Source organism: Klebsiella sp. GW_Kp182 (assembly GCF_040062275.1).
In the GTDB taxonomy this organism is placed as follows: Bacteria; Pseudomonadota; Gammaproteobacteria; order Enterobacterales; family Enterobacteriaceae; genus Klebsiella; species Klebsiella michiganensis.
The window spans coordinates 39,944-60,261 of record NZ_JBEAFQ010000058.1; the positions used below are offsets into that span (position 1 = coordinate 39,944).

General features: G+C 56.2%; 19 protein-coding genes and 1 other annotated feature. Of the genes, 6 read left to right on the forward strand and 13 right to left on the reverse strand.

Annotation, left to right across the window (positions count from 1 at the left end; genetic code table 11):
• The first annotated feature begins 92 nt into the window (after window positions 1-92).
• A complete protein-coding gene (locus ABLU88_RS24440; RefSeq protein WP_032692978.1) occupies window positions 93-1,523 on the forward strand; it encodes a sodium:alanine symporter family protein in 1,431 nt (476 codons plus the stop codon).
• A gap of 77 nt (window positions 1,524-1,600) precedes the next feature.
• The gene (yaaA, locus tag ABLU88_RS24445) at window positions 1,601-2,374 is read left to right on the forward strand and encodes a peroxide stress protein YaaA (RefSeq protein ID WP_004098454.1); all 774 of its coding nucleotides are present in this window, start codon (window positions 1,601-1,603) and stop codon (window positions 2,372-2,374) included.
• A 52-nt stretch (window positions 2,375-2,426) separates the two neighbouring features.
• Here the strand turns inward: yaaA and thrC are convergent, their stop codons facing one another.
• The 6 genes from thrC to yjjY form a co-directional block, all read right to left on the reverse strand.
• Complete coding sequence (gene thrC / locus ABLU88_RS24450) at window positions 2,427-3,707, reverse strand: threonine synthase (protein ID WP_348838279.1); 1,281 nt, start codon at window positions 3,705-3,707, stop codon at window positions 2,427-2,429.
• 3 nt (window positions 3,708-3,710) lie between these two features.
• The gene (thrB, locus tag ABLU88_RS24455) at window positions 3,711-4,640 is read right to left on the reverse strand and encodes a homoserine kinase (protein WP_348838281.1); all 930 of its coding nucleotides are present in this window, start codon (window positions 4,638-4,640) and stop codon (window positions 3,711-3,713) included.
• A gap of 1 nt (window position 4,641) precedes the next feature.
• A complete protein-coding gene (gene thrA, locus ABLU88_RS24460; protein ID WP_014227847.1) occupies window positions 4,642-7,104 on the reverse strand; it encodes a bifunctional aspartate kinase/homoserine dehydrogenase I in 2,463 nt (820 codons plus the stop codon).
• Window positions 7,105-7,129: 25 nt separating this feature from the next.
• Window positions 7,130-7,247 (reverse strand) — a sequence feature (Thr leader region).
• Window positions 7,186-7,254 (reverse strand): thr operon leader peptide, encoded by a 69-nt coding sequence (gene thrL / locus ABLU88_RS24465; protein ID WP_004222578.1) that lies wholly within the window; start codon window positions 7,252-7,254, stop codon window positions 7,186-7,188. It overlaps the preceding feature by 62 nt.
• Before the next feature lie 212 nt (window positions 7,255-7,466).
• Window positions 7,467-8,153, reverse strand: a complete 687-nt coding sequence (locus ABLU88_RS24470) for a tRNA/rRNA methyltransferase (RefSeq protein WP_032747866.1) — start codon at window positions 8,151-8,153, stop codon at window positions 7,467-7,469.
• A 398-nt stretch (window positions 8,154-8,551) separates the two neighbouring features.
• Window positions 8,552-8,692 carry a protein YjjY gene (gene yjjY, locus ABLU88_RS24475; protein WP_001541509.1) on the reverse strand — a complete coding sequence of 47 codons (141 nt, stop codon included), beginning with the start codon at window positions 8,690-8,692 and terminating at the stop codon, window positions 8,552-8,554.
• A 95-nt stretch (window positions 8,693-8,787) separates the two neighbouring features.
• Here yjjY and arcA point away from each other — a divergent pair, with 95 nt between their 5' ends.
• Window positions 8,788-9,504: a two-component system response regulator ArcA gene (gene arcA / locus ABLU88_RS24480; protein ID WP_002887843.1), complete on the forward strand. Its 717-nt coding sequence runs from the start codon at window positions 8,788-8,790 to the stop codon at window positions 9,502-9,504.
• Window positions 9,505-9,558: 54 nt separating this feature from the next.
• Here the strand turns inward: arcA and creD are convergent, their stop codons facing one another.
• From creD to creA, 4 genes are read right to left on the reverse strand one after another with little or no spacing between them, the layout of a single operon-like run.
• Window positions 9,559-10,917, reverse strand: coding sequence for a cell envelope integrity protein CreD (gene creD, locus ABLU88_RS24485; protein WP_049069365.1), 1,359 nt, complete (start codon window positions 10,915-10,917; stop codon window positions 9,559-9,561).
• A 57-nt stretch (window positions 10,918-10,974) separates the two neighbouring features.
• Complete coding sequence (creC, locus tag ABLU88_RS24490) at window positions 10,975-12,399, reverse strand: two-component system sensor histidine kinase CreC (protein ID WP_025106862.1); 1,425 nt, start codon at window positions 12,397-12,399, stop codon at window positions 10,975-10,977.
• Window positions 12,399-13,088 carry a two-component system response regulator CreB gene (gene creB / locus ABLU88_RS24495; protein ID WP_004098427.1) on the reverse strand — a complete coding sequence of 230 codons (690 nt, stop codon included), beginning with the start codon at window positions 13,086-13,088 and terminating at the stop codon, window positions 12,399-12,401. The genes creC and creB overlap by 1 nt, the downstream gene beginning before the upstream one ends.
• Before the next feature lie 12 nt (window positions 13,089-13,100).
• Complete coding sequence (gene creA, locus ABLU88_RS24500; protein WP_004098425.1) at window positions 13,101-13,574, reverse strand: protein CreA; 474 nt, start codon at window positions 13,572-13,574, stop codon at window positions 13,101-13,103.
• 209 nt (window positions 13,575-13,783) lie between these two features.
• Here creA and robA point away from each other — a divergent pair, with 209 nt between their 5' ends.
• The gene (robA, locus tag ABLU88_RS24505; RefSeq protein ID WP_181251245.1) at window positions 13,784-14,653 is read left to right on the forward strand and encodes an MDR efflux pump AcrAB transcriptional activator RobA; all 870 of its coding nucleotides are present in this window, start codon (window positions 13,784-13,786) and stop codon (window positions 14,651-14,653) included.
• On the opposite strand, the gene gpmB is transcribed toward robA, so the two are convergent.
• Window positions 14,650-15,297 (reverse strand): 2,3-diphosphoglycerate-dependent phosphoglycerate mutase GpmB, encoded by a 648-nt coding sequence (gpmB, locus tag ABLU88_RS24510; RefSeq protein ID WP_014227840.1) that lies wholly within the window; start codon window positions 15,295-15,297, stop codon window positions 14,650-14,652. The two genes, robA and gpmB, sit on opposite strands and share 4 nt — an antisense overlap.
• A 114-nt stretch (window positions 15,298-15,411) precedes the next feature.
• Between gpmB and yjjX the strand changes: the two genes are divergently transcribed.
• Window positions 15,412-15,927, forward strand: a complete 516-nt coding sequence (gene yjjX / locus ABLU88_RS24515; RefSeq protein ID WP_014837357.1) for an inosine/xanthosine triphosphatase — start codon at window positions 15,412-15,414, stop codon at window positions 15,925-15,927.
• Here the strand turns inward: yjjX and trpR are convergent.
• Entirely contained in the window at window positions 15,914-16,246 is a 333-nt protein-coding gene (gene trpR, locus ABLU88_RS24520) for a trp operon repressor (RefSeq protein ID WP_004098417.1), read from the reverse strand. The two genes, yjjX and trpR, sit on opposite strands and share 14 nt — an antisense overlap.
• Window positions 16,247-16,363: 117 nt before the next feature.
• Entirely contained in the window at window positions 16,364-18,301 is a 1,938-nt protein-coding gene (gene sltY, locus ABLU88_RS24525; protein WP_057173130.1) for a murein transglycosylase, read from the reverse strand.
• 273 nt (window positions 18,302-18,574) lie between these two features.
• Between sltY and ettA the strand changes: the two genes are divergently transcribed.
• Window positions 18,575-20,242: an energy-dependent translational throttle protein EttA gene (gene ettA, locus ABLU88_RS24530; RefSeq protein ID WP_014227837.1), complete on the forward strand. Its 1,668-nt coding sequence runs from the start codon at window positions 18,575-18,577 to the stop codon at window positions 20,240-20,242.
• Window positions 20,243-20,318: the final 76 nt, after the last annotated feature.

Consider the following 20,318-nt stretch of genomic DNA (forward strand, 5'->3'; position numbering starts at 1 on the left):
AACTGGGCCAATTAATTCCCTGAACACTAAAGGATTGTCACTGGATTGGTAGCGCTTACACTCGCGCACCGATATGGGCAAGAGGATGCTTGATGCCTGATTTTCTGTCGTTTATCAATGAAATACTCTGGGGCTCGGTAATGATTTATCTGTTACTGGGCGCTGGCGTCTGGTTTACCTGGCGAACAAAATTTATACAGTTCCGTTATATCCGCCAGTTTAGCAGAAGTCTGAAAAAGAGCCTTCAGCCGCAGCCCGGCGGGTTAACCTCTTTTCAGGCGCTCTGTATGAGTCTGGCGGCGCGCGTGGGCAGCGGCAATATGGCAGGCGTGGCGCTGGCCATTGCCGCAGGTGGCCCCGGCGCCGTTTTCTGGATGTGGGTCTCGGCGCTGCTCGGCATGGCCAGCAGTTTCGCCGAATGTTCTCTCGCGCAGCTTTATAAAGAGCGCGACTCCCGCGGGCACTTTCGCGGTGGCCCGGCCTGGTATATGGCCCGGGGACTCGGCATGCGCTGGATGGGCGTGCTGTTTTCCATTCTTCTCCTGCTGGCCTACGGCGTCATCTTTAATACCGTACAAGCCAACTCCGTTGCCCATGCCATGGAGTATGCGTTTCGTTTACCCGATGTTATCACCGGCGGCGTGCTGGCGGCGCTGACCCTGCTGGTCATCGTTCGCGGGATTCGCGGAGTAGCGCGGCTGATGCAGTGGCTCGTGCCGCTTATGGCTTTACTGTGGGTGCTGACCAGCCTGATTATTGGCCTGTGGCATATCACCGCCCTGCCGACGATTTTTGAAATCATTTTCCGCTGCGCTTTCGGCTGGCAAGAGGCCGCTGCGGGCGCGGTGGGCTACACCATCAGCCAGGCGCTCACCAGCGGCTTTCAGCGCGGGATGTTTTCCAATGAAGCGGGTATGGGTTCGACGCCAAATTCCGCCGCCGCTGCCGCCTCCTGGCCCCCTCATCCCGCGGCGCAGGGGATCGTACAAATGATTGGCGTCTTTATTGATACCATCGTGATCTGTACCGCCAGCGCCGTGATCATCATGCTGGCGCCGCGAGACGGCAACGAAGAAGCGGCAAATGGCATTCAGGCCATCCAGCATTCGATGAGCAACCTCGTCGGCGACTGGGGTTCCAGCTTTGTCGCTTTTATCGTGCTGCTGTTCGCCTTCAGTTCGATCGTCGCAAACTATATCTATGCCGAAAATAATCTCATTTTTCTCCGCATGGATAGCCTGCGTAACATCTGGCTGCTGCGTCTGCTTACGCTGTGTATGGTCGCCACCGGCGCGATGGTCAGCCTACCGGTGGTCTGGCAGATGGCGGATATCATCATGGCGCTGATGGCGATAACTAACCTGACGGCTATCCTGCTGCTGTCGCCGACGGTGCGCATCATTGCCAGCGATTATCTGCGACAGCGGAAGCTGGGCCAGCGGCCGGAATTTGACGTCACCCGCTACCCTGAAATTCATCAGCAGCTGGTACCGGGAACATGGGACAACCTGCCGCGCGAATAGCGCGGCAATCGCAGCTATCGATCCTCTCATGACGTTTTTTTGCTAAAGTCGTCAAAAATTTCCTGTAAGGACTGGATATGCTCATTCTGATTTCACCTGCAAAAACGCTCGATTATCAAAGCCCGCTGGCAACGACGCGTTATACCCAGCCAGAGCTACTGGAACACTCTCAGGAGCTTATCGGCATTGCCCGTCAGCTGTCGGCACCGCAGATTGGTAAACTGATGGGCATCAGCGACAAGCTGGCTGACCTGAACGCGACCCGCTTTCACGACTGGCAGCCAGATTTCACCCCGGACAACGCCCGTCAGGCAATCCTGGCGTTTAAGGGCGATGTCTATACCGGCCTGCGGGCAGAGACCTTTAGCGAAGCCGATTTCGATTTTGCCCAGCAGCATCTGCGGATGCTTTCCGGCCTGTACGGCGTTCTGCGCCCGCTGGATCTGATGCAGCCCTATCGTCTGGAGATGGGGATTAAGCTTGAGAACGCGAAAGGCAAAGATCTGTATCAGTATTGGGGAGACGTTATTACCGATAAGCTGAATCAGGCGTTGAAAGCCCAGGGCGACGATATTGTGGTAAATCTGGCCTCTGATGAGTACTTCAGGTCGGTGAAACCCAAACGGCTTGAGGGCCAGCTGATTAAGCCGGTATTCCTTGATGAGAAAAACGGCAAGTTTAAAGTGATCAGCTTCTACGCTAAAAAAGCGCGCGGCTTGATGAGTCGTTACATCATTGAGAATCGCTTAACGAAGCCGGAGCAGCTGACCCGCTTTGATAGCGAAGGTTATTTCTTTGACGCCGACGCTTCGGGCAACGGAGAGCTGGTCTTTAAACGCCACGAGCAGTAAAAAAACCGCTTCCCTGCCGCCAATCACGCAGCAGGGAAGCGCTGATTCAGACTTAGCCCATCATCAGCTTACGCAGCGCGGCAAAATCGGCCGGCAGATTATGCGACAGCAGCGGCAGATCGGCGCGATCGGCCAGCTCTTTCGGCAGCGGCAGCGTCTCTTGCAGAATCTCTTCCACGCTCTCTTTAAACTTCGCCGGATGCGCCGTGCCGAGGAACAGGCCGTACTCACCCGCCTGCAGCTGGTCGCGCAGCGCGCGATAAGCAATCGCCGCATGCGGTTCTGAGGTATAGCCGATAGCCTTCAGCTCACGCATGGTCTCTTTGGTGGTTTCATCATCCACCGCCGCGTAGCCGAGCTCGTTCAGGCGCCAGGTTTTACGACGGAACAGCTCTTCCACGCGCGGCCAGTTGTTCGGCTGGCTGACGTCCATGGCGTTAGACAGCGTGGCCTGGGTTGCTTTCGGCGACCAGTTACCGTCCTGCAGGAAGCGCGGCACGGTGTCGTTGGCGTTAGTCGCCGCAATAAAGCGTTTGATTGGCAGACCCAGAGATTTGGCCAGCAGGCCGGCGGTCAGATCGCCAAAGTTACCGCTGGGTACCGAGATAACCAATTGGTTACGGGCTTCCTGAGGCAGCTGAGCCACGGCTTCAAAGTAGTAGCAAATCTGCGCCAGCAGGCGGCTGATATTGATTGAGTTAGCCGAGTTAAGACCCAGCGCAGCTTTCAGCTCTTCATCATCAAAGGCCTGTTTAACCAGCGCCTGGCAGGCGTCAAAGTCGCCGTCGATTGCCACAGTTTCAATGTTGCCGCCGAGGGTGCAGAACAGCTTTTCCTGCAGCGGGCTGATTTTGCCGCGCGGATAGAGAATGACCACTTTGACGTTTGGCAGGCCATAAAACGCGTGCGCAACCGCCGCGCCGGTGTCGCCGGAGGTGGCCGTCAGAATAGTGACCGGTTGGTCGCCTGCGATATGGGTGAGCATCTGCGCCATAAAACGGCCGCCGAAGTCTTTAAACGCCAGAGTCGGGCCGTGGAACAGTTCGAGGCAGCCGACGTCGTCCTGCACTTTGCTGACCGGCGCCGGGAAGGTAAAGGCGTTGCCGATGCGCTCTTGCAGAACGCCCTGCGGGATCTCATCGCCGATAAATGCCGACAGGATTTTTGCGCTACGCGACACAAAGTCCTGCTGCAGCATCTCGTCGATTTCAGTCAGGCTGAATTCCGGCAGATCGTGCGGGAAGAACAGCCCCTGATGCTTGCCAAGCCCCTGCGTGACGGCCTGCGCAAAGCTGACCTGTTCGTTATGATCTTTTAAGTTATAGAGTTTCATTGGTTATCCCACTACTCGAGCGCCCGCCGTGTCCAGCCGGCAAATATGAACGAAGCCTTCCTGATTTTGCAGATAGTGCGTAGCCAGCCAGTCGGCGACGCGCTGCGCGGTTTCCGGTTTATCGCATAGTGCAAACAACGTAGGACCGGAACCGGAAATGCCGCACGCCTGCGCGCCAATTTCCATTGCTGCCTGACGCGCTTCGCTGAAGCCCGGCAGTAGTTTGGTACGATACGGTTCGGCAATCACATCTTTCATCAACTTCGCCGCCAACTGAGGCTGGCGGGAATAGCAGGCGTGAATAAAGCCCGCCAGATGACGACCGTGGGCAATACAGTCCTGACGGCGATACTGCGCCGGCAAAATTGCCCGCGCCTCCGCGGTGGAGACCTTAATACCCGGATAGGCCAGCACCCACAGCCACTCGTCGAAGGCCGGAATCTGCTGGCTGATGATGCCGTTTTCCTCAAGCATCAATTGTATCCCGCCCAGATAGCACGGCGCGACGTTATCGTAATGGATACTGCCGGAAATCCGCCCTTCCATCTCGCCCATCAGCGCCAGCATTCGGCTCTCATTGAGCGGCTTGCCGCAGAACACGTTCATCGCGACCAGCGCGGCGACGACGGAACAGGCGCTGGAGCCCAGGCCGGAACCAATCGGCATGTTTTTTTCCAGGGTCATCGCCACCGGTACCTTCTTGCCAATCTCCTGGCAAAAACGCTCCCAGCATTGATAGACGATATTTTCCTGCGGCGCCGTCGGCAGTTTACTGGCGAAGCGACCCACGTTTTGCAGGCTAAAGTTCGTCGCCGCCTCAACCGAGACATTGTCCCCCAGCAGCGTGCCGTCAACCGGCGTTACCGCCGCGCCCAGCACGTCAAACCCGACGCTCATATTAGCACTGGAAGCCGGGGCATATACTTTGACCATCTTAAACTCCTAACTTCCATGACAGGGTACGCAGCAGGTCGGCGAAAACGCCAGCCGCCGTCACATCGTTACCCGCACCATAACCGCGCAGCACCAGCGGCAGCGGCTGGTAATAGTGGCTGTAGAACGCCAGCGCATTCTCGCCGTTTTTCACTTTAAACAGCGGATCGTTGCCATCAACCGCGGCGATTTTCACGCGGCAGGTGCCATCCTCTTCGATATTACCGACATAGCGCAAGACCTTACCTTCATCGCGCGCTTTTGAGACCCGCGAGGCAAACTCGTCATCCAGAGAAGGCAGGCGTGCCATAAAGCTGTCGACATCGCCGCTGGCGTCAAAACCCGCCGGTAGCGCCGGCTCTACGATAATGTCAGACAGCTCCAGTTCGCGCCCGGTTTCACGCGCGAGAATTAGCAGCTTACGCGCAACATCCACGCCGGAAAGATCGTCGCGCGGATCCGGTTCGGTATAGCCCATTTCACGCGCCAGCTTCGTCGCCGCGGAGAAGCTTACGCCTTCGTCCAGCTTACCGAAGATAAATGACAGCGAGCCGGACAGAATACCGGAGAAGCGCAGCAGCTCATCGCCGGCGTTCAGCAAATTTTGCAGGTTTTCGATTACCGGCAGCCCCGCGCCGACGTTGGTATCGTATAAAAACTTACGTCGTGAGCTGCTCGCGGCATGACGCAGCTGATGATAGTAATCCAGCGATGAGGTATTGGCCTTTTTGTTCGGCGTCACCACGTGGAAACCCTCGCGCAGGAAATCGGCGTACTGATCGGCCACCGCCTGGCTGGAGGTACAGTCGACAATCACCGGGTTCAGCAGATGGTACTCTTTCACCAGACGAATAAGTCGCCCCAGGTTGAACGCCTCTTTGGCTTCCGCCAGCTCATCGCGCCAGTGTTCAAGGTTCAGGCCGTGTACGTTGGTCAGCAAGGCGCGCGAGTTAGCCACCCCGCAAACGCGGAGGTCGATATGTTTACTCTTCAACCAGCTCTGCTGGCGCTTGATCTGTTCGATCAACGCGCCGCCGACGCCGCCGATGCCAATGACAAACACTTCAATCACCTGATCGGTATTGAACAGCATCTGGTGGGTCACGCGAACGCCGGTGGTCGCATCATCGTTGCTCACGACAACGGAAATAGAGCGCTCGGAAGAACCTTGGGCAATAGCCACAATGTTGATATTGGCGCGCGCCAGCGCAGCGAAGAATTTAGCGGAAATCCCACGCAGGGTGCGCATACCATCGCCGACAACCGAAATAATCGCCAGGCGTTCCATGATCGACAGCGGCTCAAGCAGCCCCTCTTTCAGCTCCAGATAAAATTCATCTTCCATTACCCGCTTCGCCCGAGCGCAATCGCTCTGCGGCACGCAGAAGCTGATGCTGTATTCGGAAGAGGACTGGGTGATAAGAACAACGGAGATTCCCGCGCGGGACATAGTGGCGAACACGCGCGCCGCCATGCCAACCATCCCCTTCATCCCCGGCCCGGAGACGTTGAACATCGCCATATTGTTGAGATTAGAGATCCCTTTCACCGGCAGATCGTCTTCATCGCTGCTGCCGCCGATAAGCGTACCCGGCGCCTGCGGATTGCCGGTATTTTTGATTAAACAGGGGATCTGGAACTGGGCGATGGGGGCGATAGTACGCGGGTGCAAAACTTTGGCGCCGAAGTAGGAGAGCTCCATCGCTTCCTGATAGGACATCGACTTCAGCAAACGCGCATCCGGCACCTGACGCGGGTCGCAGGTATAAACGCCGTCAACGTCGGTCCAGATTTCACAGCAGTCGGCGCGCAGGCAGGCGGCCAGCACCGCCGCGGAGTAGTCAGAGCCGTTACGGCCCAGCACCACCAGTTCGCCCTTTTCGTTACCGGCGGTAAAGCCCGCCATCAGCACCATATGGTCAGCCGGGATCTGGCTGGCGGCAATGCGGCGGGTCGACTCGGCGATATCCACGGTGGATTCGAGGTAATGGCCAACGGCAAGCAGTTTTTCAACCGGATTAATCACCGTGACGTTATGACCGCGCGCTTCCAGTAAGCCGGCCATAATAGCGATGGAGAGCTTTTCTCCCCGGCAGATCAGAGACGCATTGACGCTATCCGGGCACTGTCCGAGCAGGCTAATACCGTGCAGGACGTGTTTGATTTGCGCAAACTCCTGCTCGACAAACATTTTCAACTGAGCGTGCGGAAAGCCCGGCTGGGCATCGGCGAGGCCTTGCAGAAGTTCGGCGAAAATACGTTCGGCATCAGCGATATTGGTCAGCGCATCCTGCCCGCCAATGGTTTTTTCGATCATCGCAACCAGATGGTTAGTGATCTTCGCCGGGGCAGACAGTACGGTCGCTACCTGCCCCTGCCTGGCATTACTCTCCAGAATATCGGCAACACGCAGAAAACGTTCTGCATTTGCCACTGATGTACCGCCGAACTTCAACACACGCATGGTTATGACCCCTTGATTTTTTATCGAAAAAAAAGCCCGCACTGTTCAGGTGCGGGCTTTTTTCTGTGTTTCCTGTACGCGTCAGCCCGCACCGTTACCTGTGGTAATAGTGGTGGTGATAATCGTGGTGATCATGCCGATGCGATTCATGGATGTTGTGTACTCTGTAATTTTTATCTGTCTGTGTCCTGTGCCTATATTGGTTAAAGTATCTGTCGACTTAAGTCAACGAATTTCTACTTTTAGCCCTTTTTTTCACACCTGGCCAATACGCCATAGCAACCTGACAATTCATCCGGATTTACGCATCCAGACGCCAATAACTAGCACATAAGACCATATGAAAATAATATGACAGCATTTTACCCTGGGAGGTTTTTTTCAATATCGTGCAGTAAACGATGCAGCATGGCGGTGTCTCGCTGCTGCAAAAGTCCTATCCGCTGCTCCAGCCAGTCGGACAGTTTTACATCGTCACCCGCGCCGAGGCGGTTAAGCAGATCGCGCGTTCGCAGGCGTAACGCCTGCAGCTGATTATCATCTGCGTCGGCGGAGGTTGACGGGGCCTGCTGCAGCAATGAGGTCAGCTGGTAGCAATAGACCATCACCGACTGCCCCAGGTTTAGCGAAGGATAGTCAGCCGCCATAGGCACACCGGTCAACACATCGGCAAGGGCCAGCTCTTCATTCGTCAGACCAGAATCTTCCCGGCCAAACACCAGCGCGGCATGATGCATCCACTGCGCTTTTTCTTCCAGCAGCGGCAGGAGCTGCTGCGGCGTCGCGTAGTAGTGGAAACGCGCCCGGCTGCGGGCGGTCGTGGCCACGGTAAAATCAACATCGTGCAGCGCCTGCTCCAGCGTGGCATAAGTGTTGATATTATCGAGGATATCGCCAGAACCGTGCGCGACCCAGCGCGCGGCGGGCTGCAAATGCGCCTCGCTATCGACGATACGCATGTCGCTAAACCCCATGGTTTTCATCGCTCTGGCTGCCGCCCCGACGTTTTCCGCCCGAGCCGGGGACACTAATACAATTGATAAACGCATTCGGTTTCTCTTTTACCTTTTAGGCGGTGGGAATAACGATTTTTTCCCTCATTTTACGCGCCGTGAATTTACAAATTTGCAACAAAAATCACTAAATTTGAGCTTTATCACCCATAAAAAAAACTAAACTATTCCCAAGGCACCATGACACAGAGTATGTTAACAGAACGGCTTTATCCGTATGTTTGGCAATGAAATTTACGTCCGAGTACGTTTTGAGGCTTTGGATTCACCGCGTTTATTATTTTCTCATTGCAACTAATTGAGCGAAGTATGAATTGTGAAGATGAATCCCGTTTAGATGCAATGATTTCACAAGACTGTTAACGTGCTACAATTGAACTTGATATATGTCAACGAAGCGTAGTTTTATTGGGTGTCATGCCTCACTTAGCCTGTTATGTTGCTGTTAAAATGGTTAGGATGACAGCCGTTTTTGACACCGTCGGGTCCAGAGGGAAAGTACCCACGACCAAGCTAATGATGTTGTTGACGTTGATGGAAAGTGCATCAAGAACGCAATTACGTACTTTAGTCATGTTACGCCGGGCATGTTAATTTGCGACATGCACCAGGCAGGTCAGGGACTTTGGTACTTCCTGTTTCGATTTAGTTGGCAATTTAGGTAGCAAACATGCAGACCCCGCACATTCTTATCGTTGAAGACGAGTTGGTAACACGCAACACGTTAAAAAGTATTTTCGAAGCAGAAGGTTATGATGTATTCGAAGCGACCGATGGCGCGGAAATGCATCAGATCCTGTCTGAAAATGATATCAACCTGGTGATCATGGATATCAACCTGCCGGGTAAAAATGGTCTCCTGTTAGCACGCGAACTGCGTGAGCAGGCGGACGTCGCGCTGATGTTCCTCACCGGCCGCGATAACGAAGTGGATAAAATCCTTGGCCTCGAAATTGGCGCCGATGATTATATCACTAAACCGTTCAACCCACGTGAACTGACGATCCGCGCGCGCAACCTGCTCTCCCGTACCATGAACCTGGGTACCGTGAGCGAAGAGCGCCGTAGCGTGGAAAGCTATAAGTTCAACGGCTGGGAGCTGGATATCAATAGCCGCTCGCTGGTAAGCCCCAATGGTGAGCAGTACAAGCTGCCGCGCAGTGAATTCCGCGCCATGCTGCACTTCTGCGAAAATCCGGGCAAAATCCAGTCGCGTGCGGAACTGCTGAAGAAAATGACCGGCCGTGAGCTGAAGCCGCACGACCGTACCGTGGACGTGACCATCCGTCGCATTCGTAAGCATTTTGAATCCACTCCGGACACCCCGGAAATTATCGCCACCATCCATGGCGAGGGGTACCGCTTCTGTGGCGACCTGCAGGAATAACACCGTTTTTCTTGCTGTCATAACGTAAAAACGGCGCAATTCGCGCCGTTTTTTTTATTTCCAGATCCTGAGTTTATCGTCATCCTGACCAGCGTCCGGCAGCTCACCTTTTGCCTTCGGCAGAGATAACGCGTACCAGTCAACGTGGCGGGTCAGGAACATCAGCGCACTTAACGCCAGCAGCAATACGCCGGTCCCCAGCAGCAATGCGCTATCTTCCGATCGCAACAGCATCCACATAACGCCGTCCAGCAGCAGTAGCGCGCAGACGAACAGTAAACTGTTACGCCAACCATTCAATACTGCCTGAAGATACACCCCATTGATAAGCGCGCCTAGCAGGCTGGCGGCAATCCACGATGCCGTAAAACCGATATGTTCGGACAGCGCCAGCAGCACCAGATAGAACATGACCAGCGACAGCCCCACCAGCAGATACTGCATGGGGTGCATGCGATACCGCGTTAAGCTTTCAAAAACAAAAAATGCCATAAACGTCAGCGTTATCAACAGAACGGCATATTTTGTCGCCCGATCGGTCAGCTGATATTGATCGGCGGGCGTGGTGACATTCACGTTGAAAGCGGGCAACTGACGCCACTCAATCTGCCGACCCTCAACAAAAAACTTCGCCATATTGTTGGCAAACCAGGTGCTTTGCCACTGGGCGCTATAGCCTGTTGGGCTGACTTCCCGCTTTGCAGGTAAAAAGTCGCCAAGGAAACCCGGGTGCGGCCAGTTGCCGGCAAGCTGTAAGGTACTGTTGCGCCCAAGCGGAACCACCGAGAAGCTGCCGCTGCCATTCAGATTGAGCGTGAATTCAATATCCAGCGCTTTTTGTTCAGGGAGTAACAGCGGCATCGGCATATGAATGCCCTCCCCGCTGTCGTCGAGACCCGGCCCAGGCTCAACGGGTAGCCTCTCGCCATTGAGCTCTGGTGACTTAATCTCGCCAATACCGCGCGCATCGCTGACGCTGACGACCAGAAACGGTCTGCCCAGCGTAATCGTCTGCTTCCTGAGCGCCTTGATGCGCGAAGGTTCAAAATGCGCTTTGACGCTGAGATTATTGTGCCAGATCTGCCCCTCATAGATACCGATTCTCCGGGATTCAACATCCTGGTTACCGGTGACCGCCAGCGTCTCCGGCAGCCAGTAGTGTACCCATTGGGTTTGATATTCTACCGTTTTAGTTCCCTCAACCCGCGTTAGCGTCTCGGTCACCGGAATGGCAATCAGCGGCCCAGCCAGTTTCTGCGATCCGCTGGTGCTGCTCTCCAGCGCGTCAACCACGTCGCTACGATAGTCCGCGCGTTCAACGATCAGCTGCCGGACCAGCATCAGCGGGATCGACAACAGTAAAATGCACCCCAGCAGGGTGCTCATTTTCCAGAATAGTGGTGATTTCAACATAGCCCTCTCCTTAGTGATGTGCTCACCTTAAAGGGGCCGTGTGGGGAGAGTTTGAAGCTATGTGAAGTGAGCATGAAGTGTCAGCAAAGCGCACGCGCCGCCTTCAGGGCGGTTAACCAGCTGGATATCCCCCTGATGCAGGCGCGCGACTTCACGAACAAACGCCAGCCCCAGGCCACTGCTTTTTTGCCCATTTTCACGAGGCAGAGAATAGAAACGTTCAAAAATACGCCCCAGGGCGTAGTCGGGAATGCCGCATCCCGTATCGCATACAGTTAACAGCACGCCGCCATCACGCTCTTCCGCCCCAAGCAGGATTTCACCTGCGGAAGGCGTGAAATCGATAGCATTATCAACGAGATTACCCAACGCCTGCGCCAGAAGCTCCCGATCGCCTTCAACCATCAGAGGCGTATCCTGCCAGCGCAGCGTCACTTTTTTCGCCGCCAGCGCGATCTCGCGCTCCTCGGCCAGGCGATGAAATAGCTCAGCGACGGGGACGGGACGTCGGGCGATCTCCAGCCGGTTCTCCAGCCGGGCCTGCTGGAGCAAATTTTCCACCAGCGACTGCATTCGCGCGTTCTGCGCCAGAATATTACGCGTAAAACGGGCGGCGACCTCAGGCGGAGGAGCCTCACGGAGAATTTCTGCCGCGCCGCGAATCGCCGCCAGCGGGCTCTTCAGCTCATGGGTCAGCGCATAAATATAGTTTTCAATGGCGTTTTTACCTTCAAGCTTAAGGCGCATACTCTCCAGCGCCTGCGCCAGCTTACGCAGTTCGCTGCCGCCCAGATTCGGCAGCGGAACCGGACGATCGGCGGTCACGGAGTCCGCGTAGCGAACCAGCTTGCCGATGGAAAAGTTAATCCACCATACCATCGCAGCGCCTATCAGGAGCGCGATCCCCAGCAGCGCCCCGCCGGCCCACAGAATACGCCGCTCGCTGCGTTTAATGACCGGCGCCATGGCCAGATTGGGTTTCCCGACGCTTAGCACGCCAATGATTCGGCCGCTGTCAGTCACCGGCGCGGCAATATACATCACCGAGCTGTTATCATCGTTCGGATCGCTGCGCGTGCTGCGCGCGCCGTATTGCCCGCGTAAAGTGAGCCAGACATCGTTCCAGCGCGAGTAGTCTTGCCCCAGCGCACTGCCCGCAGAATCAAACACCACCTTGCCCTGCGCATCGGTCATATAGACGTGATATTCATTGCGAACTTTATTAATGCCGGCAATGTTGGCGTTGATCGGCTGGCGATGCAGCGTTTGAAAAGCCTGGGCCAGGCGCCCGTGCTGGGGATCGGCGGAGAGTAAATCCTCGCGGGCCAGCTCGGCAAGCAGGGTAGCCGTATCAATCAGCGTCCCTTCGGTTGCCCGCCGGACCCCGGGTTTAATCTCCTGAACGAAGATGGAAAGCACAAACCAGGCCGCGATCGCCACAATCAAAAAGTAGCCCATCAGCAGCCGCATACCGATGCGCATCAGAAGCCTCCAAGGCTGTATCCCATGCCGCGGTGCGTATTGATGGGGGAGATGTCAGGGTTCACTTCTCGCAGCTTAGCGCGCAGCGTTTTGATATGAGTATCCACGGTACGATCGAAGCTCTCGTTCGCATCGCCCCATACCTGCTCCATCAGCAGCTGGCGGGAAAAAATGCGCCCCGGAGAGTGCAGTAGCGTTTTTAATAATAAAAACTCATAGCGGGTCAGATTCAGGCTCTGACCGCACCAGGTGACCCGAGCCGCGGCGTCGTTCAATGTGAACTCCCCCACGCGCAAGAGCGGTGGAGGGGCGGCGAACTTCTGCAGCCGCCGCAGAACGGTGCGAACTCTGGCGCAAACTTCACGAGGGGAAAATGGCTTGGCAATATAGTCATCAGCGCCGATTTCCAGGCCAAGCAGCTTATCCACCTCTTCACTGCGGGCCGTCAGGAACAGCACCGGCAGCGCCGGGTAGCGGGCAAGCAGCCGCCGACAGAGCTCAAACCCGCTGATATCCGGCAGCCCGACGTCGAGAATCGCCAGGTCGGGTTGGTGGTGATGTGCCGCATCGAGCGCCGGCAGTCCGCGCTCGAACGCCGTAACGATAAATCCTTCCTGCTGCAGCTGGTAGACGAGCGTATCGGCGATGCTCATCTCATCTTCCACCAACCAGATCCGCGGTTGTTGCATCGGCGTTCCCTGTTATTTATTCCATGGCATAATCGGCACCGCGCTAATCGCGTTCTTCGGCGAGCCATCGACGATTTTATCCGAATAGGTCAGATAGACCAGCGCATTGCGTTTGGCATCGTAAAAGCGCACCACCTGCAGCTTTTTAAATACCAGCGAGGTGCGTTTCTGGAACACGACATCGCCCTGCGTTTTACCGTTTTTGATTTTATCCGTCAGCTCAATCGGCCCCACCTGCTGACAGGAGATCGCGGCATCAGAGGTATCTTCCGCCAGCCCTAACCCGCCTTTAATTCCCCCGGTTTTCGCCCGGCTGATGTAGCACGTCACGTTTTGTACATCCGGGTCGTCAAAGGCCTCTACGACAATTTTATGATCCGGCCCAAGGAACTTAAACACGGTATCCACAGAGCCAATTTGCTCCGCCTGCGCCATCTGAGACCCCGCCAGTAAAAGCATACCTGCCACTAACTTCTTGTATTTCATATTGTTACCATTCTTAAAAATTTAGCTGAGTGATTATCACACATTAAGAAGAAAAGTTTTATAGATCACAGCTTTACAAAATTACCACCGATACTTCTGGAAGAATCGCATTTAAAAGCAAAAAAAACACTGAATGCTAAAACATCAAAAAATGCTATTATCCGCTACCTTTAGTATCAGGCACCTGAGTTTAAGGATGGGGATATTTTATGGATCAAGCAGGGATTATTCGCGATCTCCTTAGCTGGCTGGAAGGTCACCTGGATCAGCCACTCTCACTGGACAATGTGGCAGCGAAGGCGGGCTATTCCAAGTGGCATCTGCAAAGAATGTTCAAGGACGTGACCGGCCATGCCATTGGTGCCTATATTCGCGCCCGTCGCTTATCTAAGTCAGCGGTTGCCCTACGCCTGACCGCGCGTCCGATTCTCGATATTGCGCTGCAGTATCGCTTTGACTCGCAGCAGACTTTTACTCGCGCATTTAAAAAACAGTTCTCGTTGACGCCAGCCCTTTACCGACGCTCCCCCGACTGGAGCTCTTACGGTATGCGTCCTCCGCTGCGTCTGGGCGAGTTCACCATGCCGCAGTACGAATTCGTCACGCTGAACACCACTCAGCTGGTCGGCGTGACCCAGAGCTATACCTGCAAGCTGGAAGAGATCTCCGATTTCCGTAATCAGATGCGCGTGCAGTTCTGGCGTGAATTCCTTGCCAATACGCCGTCGATTCCTCCGACGCTGTACGGCCTGCATGAGCCGCGTCCGAGCCTCGATAAAGACGATGAGCAGGAGGTGTTTTACACCACCGCGCTGACGCCGGAGCTGGCTAACGGCCATCTGCACAACGCCCACCCGGTGATGCTGGAAGGCGGCGAATACGTGATGTTTACCTACGAAGGATTGGGCACCGGGCTACAGGAATTTATTCTGACGGTTTACGGCACCTGCATGCCGATGCTCAATCTCACTCGTCGTAAGGGCCTGGATATCGAACGTTTCTTCCCGGAAGATGAAAACCGGAATCAGGAACCGCCTATTCAGCTGCGCTGCGAATACCTGATTCCGATTCGTCGTTAACGCTGTAGCTCATCCATCGCGGGGGCATCAAGATGCGAGACATCCCCCGCGGTTTCCACGACCCATCCCGACGCCAGCCAGGGGCTTTGCTGATAGTCAACGCGAGAGATAGAGCAGTTGCGCAGACGCAGGCGACGCTCCGCATAGGCGGGCAAGCCAAGAATCGTACTCACCAGACACCCCAGCGCCATGCCGTGGCTCACCAGCAGCGGCCGGCTACCTGCGGGCAGCTCCAGACAAGAGGTCAGCGCCGCGTGCATACGGTCGCTCAGCTCCTGCATTGACTCTCCCTGCGGGATGCGCCCGTCGGGCGTACCGTTAACCAGCTGTCGACGCCAGCCCTCTTCTTCTTCGCTCAGCGAGTCGATATGGCGCTTTTCCAGCACGCCCATATCCAGCTCACGCAAGCGTGAATCGGTCATGACGCTGCATCCGCAGGCTTCAGCGATGATTTCTGCGGTACGCCGCGTCCGGCCTAAATCGCTGGCAATAATATGCGTAATCCCCAACGTTCTGGCGCGCTCGCCTACCTGCCAGGCCTGACGCTCACCGTGGGCGGTAAGCGGACTGTCGGACTGGCCCTGAATACGTCGCTCGGCGTTCCACTGCGTTTCACCGTGGCGAACAAGGTATACCTGTAACATGCTTTATTATCCGTTATGAGCTCTTAACCATTAAGCTACAAGCATAGCCGCCTGCAACAAGAATGATTTGGAGTATACTGCGATGATGTTTAGTATTTCTGAGTTGTTTTGATTATGCACCATGTTGTCTCAGCTACCACTAATCCCGCCAAAATTCAGGCAATTCTGCAGGCTTTTAACGAGATCTTCGGCGAAGGATCCTGCCACATTGAGTCCGTCTCCGTCGAGAGCGGCGTGCCGGAACAGCCTTTCGGCAGCGACGAAACGCGCGCTGGCGCACGAAACCGCGTGGCTAACGCGCGTCGCGCGCAGCCCAATGCTGACTTCTGGGTCGCTATTGAAGCCGGCATCGATGAGGGCAGCACCTTTAGCTGGGTGACGATCGAGGACGGCAGCCTGCGCGGCGAAGCGCGCTCGGCGACCCTGCCGCTGCCGCAGGTCATTCTTGAAAAAGTCCAGGCAGGAGAAGCGCTGGGGCCGGTGATGTCTCAGTATACCGGCATCGATGAAATTGGCCGTAAAGAGGGCGCTATCGGCGTATTTACGGCCGGAAAACTGACGCGCAGCAGCGTTTATCATCAGGCCGTCGTGCTGGCGCTAAGCCCGTTTCATAACGCTATTTATCGTTAACGTTAATCAACGCCTGCTCCAGCCACAGACGCAGCTCCGGCGGGGCTGACTTCAGGCTGTTCGAACCGCGGGTAATGGTGGCGATCCCGGCGCCGAGCTCGTTTTTCAGCTCGCGCTGGCTCATCTCGCCGCGCAGCAGCTCTTCAATAATACGCACCCGCGTGCCCAGCGCCTCGCGCTCGTCGGGCGTCAGCATGAGCTGTAAAAGCGGCAGATGGAGATCGTCGGCGTACGCCTGCTGCAGGAGGGCAACAAATCGCAGCCACTCCTGATGACGCTGTTCGGCCACCGCCGCTGAATAGGGGGATTGTTGGGTCATGTTACGCCACCTGTCGAATGTACTCACTAACGAGTACAAAGCATAACATACTTCTGTCCGGACTCTACGGATTTCGGGCAACATCGCGAAATACGATGTTGCCCGACGACGGCGATATTAATAGCGCAGCTTCCACTCCGCATCGCTCAGCAGCGTCTCTTTCTGGTCCATAAAATAGCGATAGTAGGCGTCATAGGACAAAACGTTTTTCACGTAGCCGCGCGTTTCAGAGAAAGGAATGCTCTCAATAAACGCCACCGCGTCAATGCGGCCACCGCTGCTGCCCCGCCAGGTGCGCACCCGCCCGGGACCGGCGTTATAGGCGGCGGAGGCGAAGATACGGTTATTGCCAAACTGCTGATAAACATACTGCAGATAGCTGGTACCAATGTTGATGTTCATTTCCGGATCGAGCAGCTGCGATGGACCGCTATAGCCGGGAATACTGAACATGCTCACCGTATGCGTTGCCGTCCCCGGCATAATCTGCATCAGACCGCGGGCGCCAACCGGTGAACCGGCTTTCGGGTTCCAGGCGCTCTCCTGACGCGCAATGGCCATCGCGTAGCTTTGCGGAATATCTTTACCGCTGATATAGCGGGTAAAGAGGTCGTTATAGGCCAGCGGGAAACGCTCTTCCAGCTGATCCCACAATTTGCCGGCGATGGTGGCCTGGACGCTGAGATCCCACCAGTTCTGATTAAACGCGTAACGAGCCAGCTGCGCCTGCTGGTCTTTGGTCTTGCTGGTGACCAGATTGGCCCACTCGCTGCGGGCGGTGTTATCCATATTCCAGTACATCAGTTCGCGCACCCGCGCCATTTCCGGCCCCGAGGTCAGCGCCGGATCGAGGTTCGCTGGCGCTTTATCGATGCGGAACCTGTACTCCTCGCCAAGGCGCTGCGCGGCGACCATCGGATAGAAGCCGCGCTGCTGCATCAGCGAGCGGAGAATATCTTTCGCTTCGTCATCGCGCCCGCGCTCCAGCAGCAGATCGGCCTGCCAGTAGCGCCATTCGTCCTTCTCTTTCGCTTCCATCGGCAAGCGCGCCAGCCAGGTGTTCAGGCCCCGGCGGTCCCCAAGGCCCAGCGCCATACGAACCCGGCGCTCCACCAGCGAGGTGGATTGCGAACGCATGATGGCATCGTCGCGCCAGATGGCCTGCTCTTCGGTCACGTCGCTGCCCATCAGGCGCCAGGCGACGATGTCCCGCAGCTCCTGAATCTGATCTTCATTGAGCTGCTGCGCCTGCGCTAATGAGGGGATCATCAGGCGCGCATTTTCCACATCCTGCCGCGCAACGCTGGCAAACGCGACCGCCGCCATCTGGCGGGTAAAATCCGTCGCGCCGGTTGTCCGGGCGAACGTCATCACGCTATTGGGATCGTTAGCCAGCGCGATGACCGCCGTCGAAATCGTTTGATAATCGGCAGGCATCTGCTGGGCCAGGACCCGCACCAGGCTGGTATTGCCCGCTTTCATCGCCAGGCGAATGCGTTCAAGGTAGGCCAGCGGATCCTGCTGGCCGGAGGCGCGCCAGGCGCCAAACAGCTGATCACAGGCGTTTGGCTGACTTTTGCCGCTCAGCCACAGCGCTTTGGCGCCGTCCCAGGCCTCCTGAGCCTGGCCGACGTTCCACTTCGCATAGTAGTAATTGCACTGCGCCTCGGTGCCGGTCGGCTTATCCGGACTGAAGGCCAGCAGGCCGCGCCAGTCGCTACGGCGCGCCAGTTCATTGACGAACCGTGATTTCAGCGAGCGCGCGGGAGGCAGCGTCGGGTTGGCGGCGATAAAGTTGGTCACCACCAGCGCCGGCTGGTTCATCAGATCGTCGGTAATCTGCCGGTACTGGAGATAAGGATAGAGCGGATAGGTCGTCAGGGTGGGCATCAGCTGATTGACGACGTCCATTTGTCGACTGTCCCACGCCTGTTTAATTTGAGCATAGCGGCTGCGCTGTTCATCCAGTGAATCCGCATGCGCCAGTTGGCTTAACGTCAGCAGACTTACGCCGGCGGCCAGAAGACGCCACGTCACAGTTTTGGCTTTTTCCACAAGCTCTTCCTCTATTCAGATACACCACAGCAGCATCATGCCGCGGGCAAAAATTTCAGGTATTACGTAGATATGCTAATCAGACAACGCGAATCGCGCCACGTCCCGGACATTTTTTTACGCTTTTGTGAATCCCATCGCCTCGCTGGGATTAAAGCGCGAAAAAGGCTACACTTCGCCTTTGAAAACTATTCACTACCCTACTCAAAATCATTCTGGCTGCATCAAGCGAGCCTGAGGGATGAAGAGTATATAAAAGAGGCGAAGTCCAACGTGGCTCAATTCGTTTATACCATGCATCGTGTCGGCAAAGTGGTTCCGCCGAAACGTCATATTCTGAAAAATATCTCCCTGAGCTTTTTCCCTGGCGCAAAAATCGGCGTTCTCGGTCTGAACGGCGCCGGTAAGTCTACCCTGCTGCGCATCATGGCCGGCATCGATACCGATATCGAAGGCGAAGCCCGTCCGCAGCCGGGCCTGAAAATCGGCTATCTGCCGCAGGAGCCGCAGCTCAATCCGGAGCAGACCGTACGTGAGTCGGTTGAAGAAGCGGTGGCCGAAGTGGTCAACGCCCTGAAAGGTCTGGATGAGGTGTACGCCAAATACGCGGAGCCGGATGCCGACTTCGACAAGCTCGCCGCTCAGCAGGGCAAGTTCGAAGAGATTATCCAGGCGCACGATGGCCATAACCTGAACGTCCAGCTTGAGCGCGCGGCGGATGCACTGCGTCTGCCGGACTGGGACGCGAAAATCGCCAACCTGTCCGGCGGTGAGCGCCGCCGCGTCGCGCTGTGCCGCCTGCTGCTGGAAAAACCAGACATGCTGCTGCTCGACGAACCGACTAACCACCTGGATGCAGAGTCCGTCGCGTGGCTGGAACGCTTCCTGCACGATTTCGAAGGCACCGTCGTGGCGATTACCCACGACCGCTACTTCCTCGATAACGTCGCCGGCTGGATCCTTGAGCTTGACCGCGGCGAAGGTATTCCGTGGGAAGGCAACTACTCCTCCTGGCTGGAGCAGAAAGATCAGCGTCTGGCGCAGGAAGCTTCTCAGGAAGCGGCGCGCCGTAAGTCAATCGAGAAAGAGCTGGAGTGGGTCCGTCAGGGCGCGAAAGGCCGTCAGTCTAAGGGCAAAGCCCGTCTGGCGCGCTTTGAAGAGCTTAACAACGTCGAGTACCAGAAGCGTAACGAGACTAACGAACTGTTTATTCCGCCAGGCGCACGTCTGGGCGATAAAGTGGTTGAAGTCAGCAACCTGCGTAAGTCCTACGGCGACCGTCTGCTGATTGACGACCTGAGCTTCTCGGTACCGAAAGGCGCTATCGTCGGCATCATCGGCCCGAACGGCGCGGGTAAATCCACCCTGTTCCGCATGATGTCCGGTCAGGAACAGCCTGATGCCGGTTCAATCACCCTGGGTGAAACCGTCAAGCTGGCCTCCGTCGATCAGTTCCGCGACGCGATGGACAACAGCAAAACCGTATGGGAAGAAGTTTCCGGCGGGCTGGATATCATGAAGATTGGCAACACCGAGATGCCGAGCCGCGCCTACGTGGGCCGCTTTAACTTCAAAGGCGTTGACCAGGGCAAGCGCGTTGGCGAGCTGTCCGGCGGTGAGCGCGGTCGTCTGCACCTGGCGAAGCTGCTGCAGGTGGGCGGTAACGTCCTGCTGCTCGATGAGCCCACCAACGACCTGGATATCGAAACCCTGCGCGCGCTGGAAAACGCCCTGCTGGAGTTCCCGGGCTGCGCGATGGTTATCTCGCACGACCGCTGGTTCCTCGACCGCATCGCGACCCACATTCTGGACTACCAGGATGAAGGTAAGGTGGAGTTCTTCGAAGGTAACTTTACCGAATACGAAGAGTACAAGAAACGCACCCTCGGCGCCGATGCGCTGGAGCCGAAGCGTATTAAGTACAAACGTATCGCGAAATAAAAGCAAAAGGGCAACGCAGGTTGTAATGCCGATCAGTTAAGGATCGGTTGATCGATCCAGTGGCTGTGTAAGAATC

What these genes read in the sequence shown, in the direction of transcription:
- thrB (WP_348838281.1), bottom strand. Translation starts at nt 4,640, where the DNA reads ATGGTCAAAGTATATGCCCCGGCTTCCAGTGCTAATATGAGCGTCGGG.
- creB (WP_004098427.1), bottom strand. Translation starts at nt 13,088, where the DNA reads ATGCAACAACCGCGGATCTGGTTGGTGGAAGATGAGATGAGCATCGCC.
- ABLU88_RS24470 (WP_032747866.1), bottom strand. Translation starts at nt 8,153, where the DNA reads ATGCGTTTATCAATTGTATTAGTGTCCCCGGCTCGGGCGGAAAACGTC.
- thrA (WP_014227847.1), bottom strand. Translation starts at nt 7,104, where the DNA reads ATGCGTGTGTTGAAGTTCGGCGGTACATCAGTGGCAAATGCAGAACGT.
- thrC (WP_348838279.1), bottom strand. Translation starts at nt 3,707, where the DNA reads ATGAAACTCTATAACTTAAAAGATCATAACGAACAGGTCAGCTTTGCG.
- yaaA (WP_004098454.1), top strand. Translation starts at nt 1,601, where the DNA reads ATGCTCATTCTGATTTCACCTGCAAAAACGCTCGATTATCAAAGCCCG.
- creA (WP_004098425.1), bottom strand. Translation starts at nt 13,574, where the DNA reads ATGAAATACAAGAAGTTAGTGGCAGGTATGCTTTTACTGGCGGGGTCT.
- creC (WP_025106862.1), bottom strand. Translation starts at nt 12,399, where the DNA reads ATGCGCATCGGTATGCGGCTGCTGATGGGCTACTTTTTGATTGTGGCG.
- yjjY (WP_001541509.1), bottom strand. Translation starts at nt 8,692, where the DNA reads ATGACTAAAGTACGTAATTGCGTTCTTGATGCACTTTCCATCAACGTC.
- ABLU88_RS24440 (WP_032692978.1), top strand. Translation starts at nt 93, where the DNA reads ATGCCTGATTTTCTGTCGTTTATCAATGAAATACTCTGGGGCTCGGTA.
- robA (WP_181251245.1), top strand. Translation starts at nt 13,784, where the DNA reads ATGGATCAAGCAGGGATTATTCGCGATCTCCTTAGCTGGCTGGAAGGT.
- arcA (WP_002887843.1), top strand. Translation starts at nt 8,788, where the DNA reads ATGCAGACCCCGCACATTCTTATCGTTGAAGACGAGTTGGTAACACGC.
- creD (WP_049069365.1), bottom strand. Translation starts at nt 10,917, where the DNA reads ATGTTGAAATCACCACTATTCTGGAAAATGAGCACCCTGCTGGGGTGC.
- gpmB (WP_014227840.1), bottom strand. Translation starts at nt 15,297, where the DNA reads ATGTTACAGGTATACCTTGTTCGCCACGGTGAAACGCAGTGGAACGCC.
- trpR (WP_004098417.1), bottom strand. Translation starts at nt 16,246, where the DNA reads ATGACCCAACAATCCCCCTATTCAGCGGCGGTGGCCGAACAGCGTCAT.
- yjjX (WP_014837357.1), top strand. Translation starts at nt 15,412, where the DNA reads ATGCACCATGTTGTCTCAGCTACCACTAATCCCGCCAAAATTCAGGCA.